This is a genomic window from Methylogaea oryzae (genome assembly GCF_019669985.1).
Lineage (GTDB): Bacteria > Pseudomonadota > Gammaproteobacteria > Methylococcales > Methylococcaceae > Methylogaea > Methylogaea oryzae.
Window position 1 is genome coordinate 675,256 of record NZ_AP019782.1, and the last position, 16,095, is coordinate 691,350.

General features: G+C 62.6%; 16 protein-coding genes. 15 read left to right on the top strand and 1 reads right to left on the bottom strand.

Going from position 1 to position 16,095, the window contains the following annotated elements; all coding sequences use genetic code 11:
* Positions 1-20 precede the first annotated feature (20 nt).
* The 3 genes from lpdA to hxlAB all read left to right on the top strand — a co-directional run bounded on the left by lpdA (position 21) and on the right by hxlAB (position 3,819).
* Positions 21-1,439 (top strand): dihydrolipoyl dehydrogenase, encoded by a 1,419-nt coding sequence (lpdA, locus tag K5607_RS03375; protein WP_054774461.1) that lies wholly within the window; start codon positions 21-23, stop codon positions 1,437-1,439.
* A gap of 7 nt (positions 1,440-1,446) precedes the next feature.
* Positions 1,447-2,550: a DUF3530 family protein gene (locus K5607_RS03380; RefSeq protein WP_221048194.1), complete on the top strand. Its 1,104-nt coding sequence runs from the start codon at positions 1,447-1,449 to the stop codon at positions 2,548-2,550.
* A 99-nt stretch (positions 2,551-2,649) separates the two neighbouring features.
* Positions 2,650-3,819 carry a bifunctional 3-hexulose-6-phosphate synthase/6-phospho-3-hexuloisomerase gene (gene hxlAB, locus K5607_RS03385; RefSeq protein WP_221048195.1) on the top strand — a complete coding sequence of 390 codons (1,170 nt, stop codon included), beginning with the start codon at positions 2,650-2,652 and terminating at the stop codon, positions 3,817-3,819.
* Positions 3,820-3,915: 96 nt separating this feature from the next.
* On the opposite strand, the gene nadB is transcribed toward hxlAB, so the two are convergent.
* Entirely contained in the window at positions 3,916-5,538 is a 1,623-nt protein-coding gene (gene nadB / locus K5607_RS03390; RefSeq protein ID WP_221048196.1) for an L-aspartate oxidase, read from the bottom strand.
* Between the two features lie 185 nt (positions 5,539-5,723).
* On the opposite strand from nadB, the gene rpoE reads away from it, so the two are divergent.
* The 12 genes from rpoE (at position 5,724) to pdxJ (ending at position 16,029) form a co-directional block, all read left to right on the top strand.
* On the top strand, positions 5,724-6,323 hold the full coding sequence (rpoE, locus tag K5607_RS03395; RefSeq protein WP_054772864.1) for an RNA polymerase sigma factor RpoE: 600 nt from the start codon (positions 5,724-5,726) through the stop codon (positions 6,321-6,323).
* 25 nt (positions 6,324-6,348) lie between these two features.
* Positions 6,349-6,894 (top strand): sigma-E factor negative regulatory protein, encoded by a 546-nt coding sequence (locus tag K5607_RS03400; RefSeq protein ID WP_221048197.1) that lies wholly within the window; start codon positions 6,349-6,351, stop codon positions 6,892-6,894.
* Positions 6,895-6,914: 20 nt separating this feature from the next.
* Positions 6,915-7,880 (top strand): MucB/RseB C-terminal domain-containing protein, encoded by a 966-nt coding sequence (locus tag K5607_RS03405; protein WP_221048198.1) that lies wholly within the window; start codon positions 6,915-6,917, stop codon positions 7,878-7,880.
* Complete coding sequence (locus tag K5607_RS03410) at positions 7,880-8,314, top strand: SoxR reducing system RseC family protein (RefSeq protein ID WP_054772867.1); 435 nt, start codon at positions 7,880-7,882, stop codon at positions 8,312-8,314. The genes K5607_RS03405 and K5607_RS03410 overlap by 1 nt, the downstream gene beginning before the upstream one ends.
* A 58-nt stretch (positions 8,315-8,372) precedes the next feature.
* Positions 8,373-9,773 carry a DegQ family serine endoprotease gene (locus K5607_RS03415; protein WP_054772868.1) on the top strand — a complete coding sequence of 467 codons (1,401 nt, stop codon included), beginning with the start codon at positions 8,373-8,375 and terminating at the stop codon, positions 9,771-9,773.
* Between the two features lie 18 nt (positions 9,774-9,791).
* Entirely contained in the window at positions 9,792-11,594 is a 1,803-nt protein-coding gene (gene lepA / locus K5607_RS03420) for a translation elongation factor 4 (RefSeq protein WP_054772869.1), read from the top strand.
* A gap of 16 nt (positions 11,595-11,610) precedes the next feature.
* Positions 11,611-12,402: a signal peptidase I gene (lepB, locus tag K5607_RS03425; RefSeq protein WP_221048199.1), complete on the top strand. Its 792-nt coding sequence runs from the start codon at positions 11,611-11,613 to the stop codon at positions 12,400-12,402.
* Positions 12,403-12,450: 48 nt separating this feature from the next.
* Entirely contained in the window at positions 12,451-12,828 is a 378-nt protein-coding gene (locus tag K5607_RS03430; protein WP_162232288.1) for a DUF4845 domain-containing protein, read from the top strand.
* A gap of 4 nt (positions 12,829-12,832) precedes the next feature.
* On the top strand, positions 12,833-13,525 hold the full coding sequence (gene rnc, locus K5607_RS03435) for a ribonuclease III (protein WP_054772871.1): 693 nt from the start codon (positions 12,833-12,835) through the stop codon (positions 13,523-13,525).
* Between the two features lie 132 nt (positions 13,526-13,657).
* The gene (gene era / locus K5607_RS03440) at positions 13,658-14,539 is read left to right on the top strand and encodes a GTPase Era (RefSeq protein WP_054772872.1); all 882 of its coding nucleotides are present in this window, start codon (positions 13,658-13,660) and stop codon (positions 14,537-14,539) included.
* Between the two features lie 16 nt (positions 14,540-14,555).
* Complete coding sequence (recO, locus tag K5607_RS03445) at positions 14,556-15,284, top strand: DNA repair protein RecO (protein ID WP_054772873.1); 729 nt, start codon at positions 14,556-14,558, stop codon at positions 15,282-15,284.
* Complete coding sequence (pdxJ, locus tag K5607_RS03450; protein ID WP_221048200.1) at positions 15,271-16,029, top strand: pyridoxine 5'-phosphate synthase; 759 nt, start codon at positions 15,271-15,273, stop codon at positions 16,027-16,029. Before recO ends, pdxJ begins: the two co-directional genes overlap by 14 nt.
* Positions 16,030-16,095: the final 66 nt, after the last annotated feature.

Consider the following 16,095-nt stretch of genomic DNA (forward strand, 5'->3'; position numbering starts at 1 on the left):
CGAACAATAAGGGGACGAAAGTGACGGAATCCGCTTCTATCAATACCGAAGTGCTGGTGCTGGGCGGCGGGCCCGGCGGCTATACGGCCGCTTTCCGCGCCGCCGACCTGGGCAAGAAGGTCGTCATCGTGGAACGCTACGGCGTACTGGGCGGGGTGTGCAGCAACGTCGGCTGCATACCGTCCAAGGCGCTGCTGCACCTAGCCCACACCATCCACAACGCCAAAGAGGCCGCCGCTCACGGCGTCTCCTTCGGCGAGCCGCAGATCGATGTGGACAAAGTCCGCGCCTGGAAGGACAAAGTGGTGGCGGGCCTGGCCACCGGCCTGAAAGGCCTGGCCAAGCAGCGCCAAGTGCAGCATGTGCAGGGCGTGGGCCGCTTCGTCGCGCCCAATCAGATGGAAGTGCAGACCGCCGAGGGCGTGCAGCGCATCGTTTTCGAAAACGCCATCATCGCCAGCGGTTCCAAGCCGGTGAAGCTGCCGGGCATGCCCTGGGGCGACCCGCGCCTGATGGATTCCACCGACGCCCTGGCCCTGGCCGATATCCCTAAGCGGCTGCTCATCGTCGGCGGCGGCGTCATCGGCATGGAAATGGCCAGCGTCTATCACGCCTTGGGGTCCAAGGTATCCGTGGTGGAGCTGGCGAGCCAGCTGATCCCCGGCTGCGACCCGGACCTGGTGCGTCCTTTGACGCTCAAGGTGAAAAAGGAATACGAGAACGTGCTGCTAAGCACCAAGGTGGCCAAGATCGAAGCCAAGCCGGAAGGTTTGGAAGTGACCTTCGAAGGCGAGGGCGCTCCAGCCCCGTCCCTGTTCGATCGGGTGTTGGTGGCGGTGGGCCGCAAGCCCAACAGCGCCGACTTGGGCCTGGAAGCCTTGGGGCTCAAGGCGGACGAGCGCGGCTTCATAGCCGTGGACAACCAGCAGCGCACCGCCGTGTCCCACATCTTCGCCATCGGCGACGTGGTGGGCAATCCCATGCTGGCCCACAAGGCCACCCACCAGGGCAAGGTGGCGGCGGAAGTGATCGCCGGCCACAAAGTGGCGTTCCAGGCCCTGGCGATTCCGTCGGTGGCCTACACCGATCCGGAAGTGGCGTGGATGGGGCTGACGGAAACCGAGGCGCAGGCGCAGGGCGTCGAGTACGAAAAAGCCGTGTTCCCCTGGGCCGCCAGCGGCCGCGCGGCCGGCATGAACCGCAAGGAAGGCCTGACCAAGATCCTCTGCGACAAGAACACCCAGCGGGTGTTGGGCGCGGGCATCACCGGCGTCAATGCCGGCGATCTGATCTCGGAAGCCATGCTGGCCTTGGAAATGGGCGCGGACGTGGAGGACATCGGCCTCACCATCCATCCCCATCCGACCCTGTCGGAGACCTTCGCTTTCGCGGCGGAAATGGTGCACGGCTCCATCACCGATTTGTACGTCAAGAAATAGCACCGCCGTGCCCGGTCCCCTGACCAGGGTTAAGCCGCTCGCAGCCCCGCCGGCCGGAACCATCCGGCCCGGGGCGGGGCGGCTTTTCCTTTGCGGTTGCCTGCTGTTGTTTTCGGCGACGGCCTGGGCCGACCTGCTCGATGAATGGAGCACGGCTGACGACGCCGCGCCGTATTTATTGCAGGGCGAGCAGGTTTGGCTGCAAGCCGGCGCGGACAAGTTCTGGGCCGCGTACCGTGAGCCGGCGCGCAAGGAGCCGCGCGGCGGCGTCATTATCCTGCCCGATTCTTTTTCCCGGCCGGTATCCGCCCGCTTTGTGCGGCCTTTGGCGGACGCTTTGCGCCAAGCCGGTTGGCAGGTGTTGATATTGCAACCGCCCAGGCCGGGCGGGCTGTCCTTCTCCCGGGAGGCCGACGCCCGCGTGTCGTCGGCCGTCGCTTTCCTTGCGGGAAAAAAACAGAAACACATGGCTTTGGTGGGGATGGGCGATGGCGCCGTGGCCGCGCTGGATTACGCCGTGCGCCACGATCCGCCCGAGCCTCACACGCCGGAGGAAATCGCCGCGCTGCAACAGCGGGGAATTCCTTTGCGGCCTCCCGCGCCGGCGGTGCGGTTGGCGGCGGCGGTGGGGTTGCCCTGGGACGATCAGGGGGGCAAGGCGCCGCTGGCCGACTGGCTGCAACGGATCCGCATGCCCGTCGCCGACTATTATTTGGCGGAAGGCGACGGCAAGCCGGATGAAGCGGCCATGCAGCGCCGCATCGCCGCCAAGGGCAACGAGGATTATCGGCAACTGCGTTTCGCCAACCTGGATCCGTGGGCTTGGTCGGAGCCGAATATGCTGGCCAAACGCTTGACCGGATGGCTGGGCAATGCCATGGATAAGCAGCTGAAAAAGCTGGAGGAAGAGGATAAGGCCGAAGCCGAGCGCAAGGCTTCCGGTTCGACGCGTCCCGGCCCGGTTGCGCCGGAATCCGATTTGCCGCCGGCCGGGGAGAATGCGCCCGTTTCCCCGCCCATGCCGCCGGTCTCCGACCCCAAATCGGCGCCTCCCGCGCCGGTGGCCGCGCAGCCGCCGGTCGGCTCCCCTCCCGCCGCCGTACCGCGTTGACAGGCGCGGCGGCTCTATCTTAGAGTTGGAAAGGGCAAACGCATTGAAATGGCTGCATCGCAGGCCGGTCGGCAACCATAACAAGTTGGAGCACGCATCATGACAAAACCGTTGATTCAAATGGCGCTGGATTCCCTCGACGTCGAGCAGACCCTGAGGCTGGCCGCCCTTACCGCGCATTATGTGGACATCTTCGAAATCGGTACGCCCTGCATCAAGCATAACGGCATCGGCTTGGTGACCGAATTGAAGCGGCGCTTCCCCAACAAGCTCGTCCTGGTCGATTTAAAAACCATGGATGCCGGCGAATACGAGGCGGCGCCGTTTTACGCCGCCGGAGCCGATATCTGTACGGTGTTGGGCATGTCCGGCTCCGCCACCATTGCCGGCGTCATCAAGGCCGCCAAAGTCCATGGCGGCGAAGTTCAGGTCGATTTGATCAACGTGCCGGACAAAGTCGCCTGCGCACGGGAAGCCGCCCGCTTGGGGGCGCATATCATCGGCGTGCATACCGGGTTGGACGCCCAAGCGGCGGGCCAGACGCCGTTCGCCGACTTGCAGGCCATCGCTCGCTTGGGACTGAATATGCGGTTGTCCGTTGCTGGCGGCATCAATCAATCCACGGTGCAACAGGTGGCGAAAGTCGGCGCGGATATCGTCGTCGTCGGCGCGGCCATTTACGGCGCCCCGTCCCCGGCCGAGGCGGCGCGGGAGATTCGCGATACCGTGGACGGTAAGCATCGGCAGTTGATTTTGCAGAAGATTTCCGGGGTCCTCGGCGCCACGGATCGTAGCTATAGCTCCAGATTGTCCAGGCTGCTCGACCAGTCCTCCCGCACGTTTGTCGCCGGGGCGGGCCGTTCCGGGTTGGTCGCCAAGTTCTTCGCCATGCGGTTGATGCACGGCGGCTTCGGCGCCTACGTGGTGGGCGAGGTGGTGACTCCCAGCATTCAGCGCGGCGATTTGCTGATCGTCATTTCCGGCTCCGGCGAAACGGAGACGATTTTGGCCTATACCAAAAAAGCCAAAGAGCAGGGCGCCACCATCGCGTTGATTTGCACCAAGGCCAGTTCCACCATCGGCGACTTGGCCGACGTGACGTTCCAGATCGGCAACGCCGATCAATACAAAAAGGTGGTGGGCATGCCCATGGGTACCACTTTTGAGTTGTCCACCCTGTTGTTCCTCGAAGGCACTGTCGCGCATATCATCCACAACAAAGGCATCCCCGAGGAAAAAATGCGCACGCGCCACGCCAATCTGGAATAAGCGCGTACCGCGCCGTCGGACCGGGTCCGGCGTCGGCGTGAAAAAGCCGGGGGCATTGCCCCCGGCTTTTGTTTTATGGGCGTCGGTTTGGCGCGTTCAGGGAAGCGGGACATGGCGCTCGCCGGGCGTGAGCACCGTGTTGCGCGGAGGCTGGCTGTCGTCGGGGTGCGGATAATCCAAGGTGAAATGCAGGCCGCGGCTTTCCTTGCGCCGCATGGCGCTGCGGATGATGAGCTCGGCTACGATAACCAGGTTGCGCAGCTCCAGCAGGTCGCTGGTCACCTTGAAATGGCCGTAGTATTCGGCGATTTCTTTTTTCAGCAGTTCGGCGCGGTGCAGGGCGCGCTCCAGCCGCTTGTCGCTGCGCACGATGCCGACGTAATCCCACATGAATTGACGGATTTCGTGCCAGTTGTGGGCGACCACCACTTCTTCGTCCGAATCGGTCACCTGGGATTCGTCCCAATCCGGAAGTTCCGGCGGCGGCGGGGTGTCCGCCAGCCGGGCGGTAATGTCGTCGGCGGCTTGCTTGGCGAAAACCAAGCATTCCTGCAGGGAGTTGCTGGCCAGGCGGTTGGCGCCGTGCAGGCCGGTGCAGGCGGTTTCGCCGATGGCGTAGAGTCCGGGCAGGCCGGTGCGGGCTTGCCGGTCGGTCACCACGCCGCCGCAGGTGTAATGGGCCGCAGGCACCACGGGAATGGGCTGCCGGGTGATGTCGATGTTGAAGTCCAGGCAACGGCGGTAGATGGTAGGGAAGTGGCTTTGCACGAATTCAGCCGGCTTGTGGCTGATGTCCAAATACACGCAGTCGATGCCCAGGCGCTTGATTTCGTGGTCGATGGCCCGCGCCACGATGTCGCGCGGCGCCAGTTCGCCGCGCGGGTCGAAATTCTGCATGAAGGGCGTGCCGTCCTGCAGCAGCAGATGGCCGCCTTCGCCGCGTACCGCTTCGCTGATGAGGAAGGAGCGGGCTTGCGGGTGGTATAAGCAAGTGGGATGGAATTGGATGAATTCCATGTTCGCCACCTGGCAGCCGGCGCGCCAGGCCAGGGCGATGCCGTCGCCGGTGGCGACGTCCGGGTTGCTGGTGTAAAGGTACACTTTGCTGGCCCCGCCGGTGGCCAGCACCACCATTTTGGCGCGGAAGGTGGTTATCCGGTGGCTAGCCGTGTCCAGTACGTACGCTCCCAGCACCCGGTCGTTGGGAAGCCCTAGCTTGGCGGCGGTTATCAGGTCGATGACGTTGTGGTTTTCCAGCAAGTCGATGTGGGGTTGGGCCTGCACCCGATGCTGCAGGGTGGTGGACAACGCTTGACCGGTGGCGTCGGCGGCGTGCGCCACCCTTCGGTGCGAGTGGCCGCCTTCCCGCGTAAGGTGCAAGTGGCTGGCTCCCTGGGTGTCCCGTTCCTCGGTGAAGGGCATGCCTTGCTGGATCAGCCAGTCGATGCACTGGCGGCCTTGCGATACCACCAGTTTGACGGTGTCCTCGTCGCACAGGCCGGCGCCGGCGACCAGGGTATCGTGGATGTGGGAGTCGATGGAGTCGTGCGCGTCCAGCACCGCGGAAATGCCGCCTTGGGCGTGGTAGGTATTGCTGTCTTGCAGCGACGCCTTGGCCAGCACGGCGATGCGCATGGATGGGGGTAAGCGCAGCGCCAGGCTGAGGCCCGCGGCGCCGCTGCCGATGATTAGTACATCATAATAAGGATGGGCGGACACTCTGGGTATATGCTGACAGTTGGGCTGGGGTGATTGCGGGTGGCGCGTTGAATGGCGCTGGCCAAACGATGATAATGTAATGTATCGCAAAAACTAATGCCGAGGAAAACGCTATTGTGCCGGTTGCGAAATAATTGCTGTTTTACTTCGGCGAGGCGTAATCGGTTGGTCGGCGCGCATTTCCAATGAATCGGCCCCTGGAAGCGGAGGATGCCGGAGAGGCCCTGGACGGCGAACTGGTCGCTCGAGTTCAGGCGGGCGACAAGAAGGCCTTCGATTTGTTGGTGCTCAAATACCAGCATCGCATCGTTCAGGTCGTCAACCGCTATATCAAGGATCCGTCCGAGTCCCTGGATGTGGCCCAGGACGCCTTTATCAAGGCCTATAGGGCGTTGCCCGGTTTTCGCGGCGAGAGCGCTTTTTTCACTTGGCTGTACCGTATCGCCATCAATACGGCCAAGAACCATCTCGCCATGCGCGGGCGTCGCCCGGCCGATGACGACGTGGGTGTGGAAGATGCGGAACAAATGGAGTCCGCCGTCCGTCTAAGAGACAACGAAACGCCCGAAGGATTGGCTCTCACAGAAGAATTGGGCGAGGCGGTGCGCTCCGCCATAGAGGATTTGCCGGAGGATTTGCGCACGGCCATCAGCCTGCGGGAGCTGGAAGGACTCAGCTACGAGGAAATCGCCGAGGTGATGCAATGCCCGGTGGGGACTGTGCGTTCGCGTATATTTCGAGCCCGCGAGTTCATCGATAAGCGGTTGCGTCCGCTGTTGGATTAGTTTGATTCATTGAACGTGGTGGAAGATGGAAAACCAAGACGAAAAAGTTAGTGATCCCGCGTTGCAGCGGCTTTCCCTGTTGATGGACGACGAATTGGGATCGTTCGAGGCCGGCCAGTTGTTGTCGCGCATGGGCGACGACGAGGCGTTGCGTGCTTCCTGGCAGCGTTATCACCTGATTCGCCAGGGTTTGCGTGGCGGCACGGCGCTCTTGGCCGACGAGGATTTCGCGCAGCGGTTGAGCCAGCGCATGGCCGCGGAGCCGGTTTTCCTCGGTTCGCAACGTAAGCGGCGCGAGTGGCTCAAGCCGGCCGGCGGCCTGGCTTTGGCGGCGGCGATTTCCGCTCTGGCGGTATTGGGCATGAAGGAATACGGCGTCGGCTCCCTGCCTTATTCGTCGGATCGTTGGGTGGCGGCCGGCGGTGTCGGCGGCGTTCAGCAAGCCGGCAACGGGCTGCTCTCGCCGGAGAAGCTGAACGAGTACCTGATTATGCACAATGAGGGCGTTTATTCGGCGGGAGCGGGTGAAATGCTGCCGCAATCGCGTGTGGTGAGCATCGTAAATCCTTGAGCCCGAACGTGTCCGCCGATATGGCTTCGCCGTCCCGGAGCATCTTTTTCGTCATCCGCTTGATGCTGTTGGTCTGTTGCTCCTGCTCGGCTTTCGTTGCCGCAGCCGAGGCGCCGCAGGACGCTCTGGGCTGGTTGACGGCGATGCGCGATGCGCGCAAAAACCTCGATTTTACCGGTAAGGCGGCTTTGCTGCGCGACAGCCAAGTGCAAATCGTCGCCGTGGAGCACGCCGTCGTCAACGGCACCGAACGGGAGTGCATGCACTCCTTGGATCAGCCCGGCCACGAGATCGTGCGGCAGGCCGGCAGTGCCACCTACTTTCTTCCCGAGGCGCAGCGTTCCGTGGCTGGCGGCAAGCCGCTGCGGGTGGACGGTCTCGGAACGTTGCCGGAGGATTTGGCCAGTTATCAGCGCTTTTATCGTTTCAACTTGGGCGCGAGAGAGCAGTTGATCGGCCGCTCGGTGCAGGAAGTGCTTATTGAGCCGCTGGACGAATACCGCTACGGCCGGCGTTATTGGATCGACGTGGACAGCAAGCTGCCCCTTAAATACCAAGCGCTCAATGGCGAGCGGGTGCTGGAGCAGCTGGTGTTTTCCGAGCTGAGCCTGAACAAGGCTGCGGTGGGAACGTTTCCGGAACACAAAGCGGCGCCCTATGTGCAGGAAGCCCTGCCGCTGGAGTCGCTGCAATGGCGATTGGAGCGGGTGCCGCCCGGATACCGGCTGGTTTCCTATATGCGTCACAGCGCGCCGGGCAAAAAACCGGTGGAGCATCTCTTGCTTAGCGACGGCCTGTCGGCCTTGTCCCTTTATATCGAAGAAAGTGACGGCGCCGCCGGCTTGAAAAAGCAGGTACGGCATTTCGGCGCCATGCATTTTTATTCTCGGGCCATGAACGGCTATCAGATTACGGTGATGGGCGAGGCGCCGCTGGCGGCGGTGGGCCTGGTGGGTGACGGTGTTGAACGCGCGGAGCAACGGTGATGTTGGAAGAGCAAGTGACGGTGACCGCGGTGGACGGGGCGACGGCCTGGGTGGAAGCCGCCGTGTCCCCTTGCGGCGGATGTTCGCAGGTCTGTTCCTCCGCTTTGCTGCAAAAACATTTGGGAAAGAATCGTGCGCCGCTGGCGGTCCGTTCGCCGTTGCTGCTTAAGCCGGGCGATCGGGTGGTGATCGGTATTGACGAAAGGGCACTGTTGTGGGGCTCCTTGCTGGTCTATGTGCTACCATTGTGCGGCTTGCTGGCGGGGGCTGTCCTCGCGGAATCGCTGGCGGTCGGCTGGGGCGGCATAGCGGATTGGCCGGCGCCTTTGGGCGGCGTGTTCGGTTTCGCTGTCAGCGTGGTTGCCGTCAAAAAATTACCTAAGCTGGGGGCGGCTGCCCTGCAGCCCGTGGTTCTCCGTAAAATTTCTCTTTAGATACTTCTTCCTGCCGGCCGGGCTCCTCGGGCAGCCGGTGCGGACTTTAGGGCTCATTATGCGTAAAGGTTTCGGAATCGTTGCCGGGATACTCGTCCTGGGATTGCTGGCGGCTGGCCCGGCCCGTGCCCAATTGCCGGATTTCACCGGATTGGTGGAAAAGAACAGCGCGGCGGTGGTCAACATCAGCACCACGCAAAAGATGTCTTCGGCCGAGCGTGAGTTGCCGGACGGCATGGAACTGCCGGATGGCATTCCCAACGACGAGCTGTTCCGTCACTTTTTCGGCGACGGCGGCGGCGAACCCAGCGAAGTGCAGTCCTTGGGCTCCGGCTTCGTCATTTCCCAGGACGGTTACGTCATCACCAACCAGCACGTGGTGAAGGACGCCGACGAAATCGTCGTGCGCCTGTCGGATCGGCGCGAGTTGGTCGCCAAATTGATCGGCGCCGACAAGCGCAGCGATATCGCCTTGCTCAAGATCGACGCCGACAACCTGCCGGTGGTGCGCATGGGGGTGTCGGAAAGCCTGAAGGTGGGGGAATGGGTGCTGGCTATCGGTTCGCCTTTCGGCTTCGACCATTCCGTCACGGCCGGTATCGTCAGCGCCAAGGGCCGCAGCCTGCCCAGCGACAATTACGTGCCCTTCATCCAAACCGACGTGGCCATCAATCCGGGCAATTCCGGCGGGCCGTTGTTCGGCCTTGACGGTCGCGTGGTGGGCGTCAATTCGCAGATTTACAGCCGCACCGGCGGTTTCATGGGACTGTCTTTCGCCATTCCCATCGAAGTGGCCATGAAAGTGGTGGACCAGCTCAAGTCCCAAGGCTATGTCTCGCGCGGCTGGATCGGTGTGCAGATTCAAGACGTGACGCGGGAGTTGGCCGAATCATTCGGTATGAACCGCCCCAAGGGCGCGCTGGTGTCCAAGCTGTTGCCCAAGAGCCCGGCGCAAGAGGCCGGTCTGCAAATCGGCGACATCATCGTCGAGTTCAACGGCCGCGAGATCGCCACCTCGGCTTCCCTGCCGCCCCTGGTGGGCATGACCGCGGTGGGCGACACGGCGAACCTCAAAGTGATACGCCAAGGCGAAACCAAACAACTGAAGATCAAGATCGGCATGTTGCCCGACGAGGACCACCCGGTGGTCGGCATGCACAAAGCCCCCGACGTTGTGACCAACGCCCTGGGCATGGCGGTGTCGGACTTGAGCGCGGAGCAGCGCGCGCAGCTGGAAGTGGAGAAAAACGGCGTGCTGGTGCAGTCGGTCAAGGACGGCCCGGCTTACGATGCCGGCATCCGCAAGGGCGACGTGATTCTACGCATCCAGAACGATACGATCCGCGACATGAAGCACTTCAACCAAGTGCTCAAGGACTTGCCGAAGAAGAAATCCATCGCGGTGCTGGTGCAGCGGCGCGGCGGCTCTTTGTTCCTGGCCCTTAAACTTCCCGATTAATCCGCACAGGCAGGTAACGTGACCGATTTGCGCCACATCCGCAATTTTTCCATCATCGCCCATATCGACCACGGCAAGTCCACCCTGGCCGACCGTTTCATCCAGATGTGCGGGGGGTTGAGTGCCAGGGAAATGTCCGCCCAGGTGCTGGACTCCATGGACATCGAGCGGGAGCGCGGCATCACCATCAAGGCCCAGAGCGTCACGCTGGATTACAAGGCCAAGGACGGCGAGACCTACCAGCTCAACTTCATCGACACGCCGGGCCACGTGGACTTTTCCTACGAAGTTTCCCGCTCCCTGGCTGCCTGCGAAGGCGCCCTGCTGGTGGTGGACGCCGCTCAGGGTGTGGAAGCGCAGAGCGTGGCCAATTGCTACACGGCGCTGGAGCACGGCCTGGAAGTTTTGCCGGTGCTGAACAAAGTCGACCTGCCGAGCGCGGACCCGGACAAGGTCATCAAGGAAATCGAGGAAATCATCGGCATCCCCGCCGACGAGGCGCCGCGCATCAGCGCCAAGACCGGCCTCAACGTGGAGGACGTGCTGGAACAGATCGTTGCGAAAGTGCCGGCGCCCGAAGGCGATGCCGAGGCGCCGCTGCAAGCGCTGATCATCGACTCCTGGTTCGATAATTACCTGGGGGTAGTGTCCCTGGTGCGGGTGATGCAGGGCCGCATCGCCCGCAAACAGAAGATCACCGTCATGTCCACCGGACGCAGCCACCAGGTGGAAAAAGTCGGCGTGTTCACCCCCAAGCGCCTGGAGAAGGAAGGCTTGGGCACCGGCGAGGTGGGCTTCGTGGTGGCCGGCATCAAGGACATTTTCGGCGCGCCGGTGGGTGATACCCTCACCGCCACCGATAATCCCGCCGCCGAGCCCCTGCCCGGGTTCCAGACGGTGCAGCCGCGGGTTTTCGCCGGCCTGTTCCCGGTCAGCTCCGACGATTATGAAAACCTGCGCGAGGCGCTCAACAAGCTGCGCCTGAACGACGCCGCCCTTAACTTCGAACCGGAAACCTCCCAGGCCTTGGGCTTCGGTTTCCGCTGCGGTTTCCTCGGCATGCTGCACATGGAGATCATCCAGGAGCGGTTGGAGCGGGAATACGACCTGGACTTGATCACCACCGCGCCCACGGTGATCTACGAGGTGGAAACCACCGCCGGCGAGGTGATCCATATCGACAACCCGGCCAAGCTGCCGCCGCCCAACGTCATGGCCGATATCCGCGAGCCCATCATCATGGCCAATATCCTGGTGCCGCAGGATTATCTGGGCGCGGTCATCAACCTGTGCATCGAGAAGCGCGGCGTGCAGAGCAAGCTCGCGTATACCGGCGGGCAGGTGGCCTTGTCCTATGAGCTGCCCCTGAGCGAGGTGGTGCTGGACTTCTTCGACCGGCTCAAGTCGGTGAGCCGCGGCTATGCCTCTTTCGACTACGAATTCCTGCGCTTCCAGTCCGCGCCCCTGGTGAAACTGGACATCATGATCAACGGCGAGAAAGTGGACGCCTTGTCCCTCATCGTGCATCGGGACATCAGCCAGCCGCGCGGCCGCGACCTGGTGGAGAAGATGAAGGAGCTGATCCCGCGGCAGATGTTCGAGGTGGCCATCCAGGCCGCCATCGGCGCCAAGATCATCGCCCGCTCCACCGTCAGCGCCATGCGCAAGAACGTGACGGCCAAATGTTACGGCGGCGATACGTCGCGCAAGAAAAAGCTGTTGGAAAAGCAAAAGGAAGGCAAAAAACGCATGAAGCAGGTTGGCAGGGTGGAGATTCCGCAAGAAGCGTTTTTGGCCGTGCTGCGGGTCAATAAAGACTAAGGGGTTGGGTTTAGAGATGCATGTCGACTTTTCCTTGTTTCTGGTGCTGGCCACGGCCGTGACCGGATTGGTTTGGGGGGGCTACGAGCTGATGCTCCGCTTGGGCTGGGCGCCGTCGTCCTCCGCTACGGGAGAGGAGATCGCGGAGCCGTGGCCGGTGGACTATGCCCGTTCGTTTTTCCCCGTCATTTTGATCGTGTTGTTGCTGCGCTCCTTCCTGGTGGAGCCGTTCCGCATTCCCTCCGCTTCCATGATGCCGACCTTGTTGATCGGTGATTTCATCCTGGTGAACAAATTCGCTTACGGCATCCGCTTGCCGGTGCTGCGAACCAAGGTTTACGAGGTGGGTGAGCCGCAGCGGGGCGACATTGTGGTGTTCCGTTATCCCAAGGACCCGCGCATGGATTACATTAAGCGCGTTATCGGCTTGCCGGGCGACCGTATCGCTTACTTCCACAAGCAACTGTACGTCAACGGCCAAGCGGTGCGGCAGACGCCCCTGGGCACCTACACCGGGGTGGGCAGCGGCCAGAGCATGACCGGCAATTTGCGCTTGGAAGAAGATTTAATCGGCGTCAGCCACGATATACTGATCCGGGAAGAGCAGCCCACGGTGGAAGGGGAGTTCGTGGTGCCGGCCGGGCGGTACTTCGTTATGGGCGATAACCGCGACAACAGCAACGACAGCCGTTATTGGGGCACGGTGCCGGAGGAGAATCTGGTGGGGAAGGCCTTCCTGATTTGGATGAACTGGGATTGGGACAACCACGGCATCGCTTTCGAGCGCCTGGGCAATGTGCTGCACTGAATCCGCTAGCCCCAGGGCATGTGGGGTCCATTAAACGAGGGAGGACGCATGAAGAATTCACCGTATAAGCAACAAGGCATGACCTTTCCGGGCATGGTGCTGACCCTGGGCCTGGGGGTCTTCTTTCTGACGCTGGCGTTTAAGATCGGCCCGATTTATACCGAGCACGCCACCATCAAGACCGCCATGGAGTCGGTGAAAGCCCAGCCCGATCTCACCAACAATACCCGCGACATGATCATCTCGCTGCTGCAGAAGCGGCTGGAAGTCAACAACGTCAGGATACTGGTGCCGGAGAATATCTCCGTCACCAAGCACGGCGGTTACGTGAAAGTGGAAATCACCTACGATCAAACCGTGCATTTGTTCGGCAATTTGGACGTGGTGGCGCATTTCAACGATGCCTTCGAGGTCGGCGCGGAGTAAGCCCGTGATTCAGAGCCCGGAGCGGCTGTGCAAGCAGCTGGATCTGCGCTTTCACGACCAGCGCCTGCTGCAGCAGGCGCTCACCCACCGCAGCGCCCGCGGCGCGAATAACGAGCGCTTGGAGTTTCTGGGCGATTCCATCCTCGGCTTCCTCATCGCGGAGGCTTTGTACCAGCGTTTTCCCCAGGCCGACGAAGGCGTGCTGACGCGATTGCGCGCCGGTTTGGTCAACCAGTCGTCCCTGGCCGGCTTGGCGCGCGACTTCGACCTCGGCGATTATTTGGTCCTGGGGGCCGGCGAGCTGAAAAGCGGCGGCTATCGCCTGGATTCCGTGTTGTCCGATGCCCTCGAGGCCATGCTGGGGGCTCTCTATTTGGATCAAGGCATGGATGCTTGCCGGCAGTGGGTGTTGCGCCTATACGCCGACAAGCTGGCCGGCTTGTCCTTGGACAGTTGGCGCAAGGACCCGAAAACCCGCCTGCAGGAATGGCTGCAAGCACGGGCCATGGCCTTGCCGGAATACCGTCAGTTGTCCGCCGAGGGGCCGCCGCACCGGCGGGTTTTCACCGTGGAGTGCCGGGTCGCCGCCTGCAGCGAGCCGGCGGTTGCCAGCGGCCCTTCCTGCAAGAATGCCGAGCAGCAGGCGGCGCAGAAAATTCTTGATCGGTTGGCCGACGAGGCGGGAAAGCCTCTATAACGTTTTCCCGGCAGGGGCCGGGGCGGTGGCCGGCCGCTCCGAAACGGCGACGGGAGCGGCGTCGATGGCGCCGCGCGTTTCCGTGCTCGACCATCACCTTCCCGGCTTTATCGACAATCAGGTTTTACAATCATGAAATGCGGATACGTGGCCCTCATCGGCCAACCCAATGTGGGCAAGTCCACCTTGCTCAACCATGTGCTGGGGCAAAAGCTCAGCATCACCTCGCGCAAGCCGCAGACCACCCGGCACCTGATCCAGGGCGTGAAAACCGTCGAGCAGGGGCAGATGATTTTCGTCGACACCCCCGGTTTGCACAGCTACGGCAAGAAGGCCATGAACCGCTATCTGAACCGGGCGGCGGCCAGCGCGTTGGCCGGCGTGGACGTGGTGGTGTGGCTGGTGGGGGCTCTGGCTTGGGGCGAGGAGGAGGATCATATCCTCGGTTTGCTCAAGGGCGTCGAAGCGCCGGTGATACTGGTGGTGAACAAGGTGGACAAACTGGCGGACAAGGCCTTGCTGCTGCCGTTCCTGGAGGAGGTGGCGTCGCGTTTCGACTTCGCCGATATCGTTCCCCTGTCCGCGCTGCAGGGCGACAACCTGGACGCTCTGGAACAGCGCCTGTTGGCCCTGCTGCCCGAACGCGAGCCGTTTTACCCGGAGGACCAAATCACCGACCGGCCGGAGCGCTTCTTCGTCGCCGAAATCATCCGCGAGAAGCTCATTCGCTGCCTGGGCCAGGAACTGCCCCACGCCGCCACGGTGGAGATCGAGCAATACAAGGTGGAGGGCAAGTTGGTGCGTATTTCCGCCCTGATCTGGGTGGAGCGCGACGGCCAGAAAGCCATCGTCATCGGCAAGGACGGCGCCATGCTGAAAAAAATCGGCGAACGCGCCCGCCACGATTTGGAGCCGTTCCTCGAGCACAAAGTGTTCCTTCAGTTGTGGGTCAAGGTACGCAAGGGCTGGGCCGACGACGAACGGGCCCTGGCCAGCCTGGGCTACCAATCCTGACCGACGGCGGCCGGCAGTGTCCGCGTTCCAGTCCAGCCGCGTTCAACTGCAACCGGCTTACGTACTGCATCGCCGCCCGTACCGGGAAACCAGCCTGATACTGGACGCCTTCAGCAGGGACTACGGCAAAGTGTCTTTGCTGGCCAAGGGAGTGCGCGGCGGCAAGAGCGCGCGGATCGACGCCATGCCGCCGTTCCGCGCCGTGCTGTTGTCGTGGAGCGGCAAGAGCGATATGCCGTTGCTGACCGGGGTGGAATCGCCGGAACCGACCGCTCCCTTGCAAGGCATCGCGCTCTATTGCGGGTTGTACCTCAACGAGCTGCTGCAAGCCTTTTTGCATAAGCACGATCCCCACGCCCGGCTGTTCCAGTGTTATGGCGCGGCGTTGGCGGAGCTGGCCGGGGGCGACGACAAGGAATACGCTTTGCGCAGCTTCGAGCTGGAGCTGCTCCAGGAGCTGGGCTACGGGCTACAATTGCACTGCGACGCGGACCGTGGGCTCGACATCGAGCCGGATCGCCTTTACCGCTACGATCCCGAGCAAGGGCCGCTGGCGGCGGGCGGGACCGGCGCGACCCTGAGGGGCGCTACCCTTATCGCCCTGCGCGAAGGCCGCCTGGACGACGCGGATTGCCGCCGCGAAGCCAAGGGCCTGTTGCGGCGCGTCATCCACCATCACCTGGCCGGCCGGCCGTTGAAAAGCCGAGAATTATTCCGTTACAGCCAAAAACATGAATCGACTTGAACCTCGTCCCCTGATTCGCCTCGGCGTCAATATCGACCACGTCGCTACCCTGCGCCAAGCGCGCCGTACCCTCTATCCGCAAGTGCTGCAAGCGGCGCTGACGGCCGAACAGGCCGGCGCCGACGGCATCACCGCCCATTTGCGCGAAGACCGCCGCCATATCCAGGACCGGGACATCGACCTGCTGCGGGAAACGCTGCAGACCAAGTTGAACCTGGAAATGGCGGTGACCGAAGCCATGGTGGACATCGCCTGCCGCGTCAGGCCACACGCCTGCTGCCTGGTGCCGGAAAAACGCGAGGAGCTGACCACCGAAGGCGGCTTGGACGTGGCCGGCCAGTTCGACCGGGTCAGGGCGGCGGTGGAACGGCTGGGTGGTGCCGGTATCGAGGTTTCCCTGTTCATCGACGCCGATCCCGTCCAGATCGACGCCGCCGCCAAAACCGGCGCGCCGGTGATCGAACTGCACACGGGCCATTACGCCGACGCGGCAAGCGACACCGCGCGCGGGGCGGAATTGCTGCGCATCAAGGCGGCGGCGGAGCAGGCCGAAGGTTCGGGCTTGTCGGTCAACGCCGGCCACGGCTTGAATTACGCCAACGTGGAAGCCATCGCCCGCATCCCGCAAATGGTGGAATTGAATATCGGCCACGCCATCATCGCCCAGGCGGTTTTTTCCGGCTTGGATCTCGCCGTGCGCGACATGAAGCGATTGATGCGCGGCGCGAGAATCGACAATCGTTGACCTGGGGCCGACGGTTTGTCATAGTTGGCAACCCAGCCATTAACGGCGCGTAGGGCAGGCAGAGAC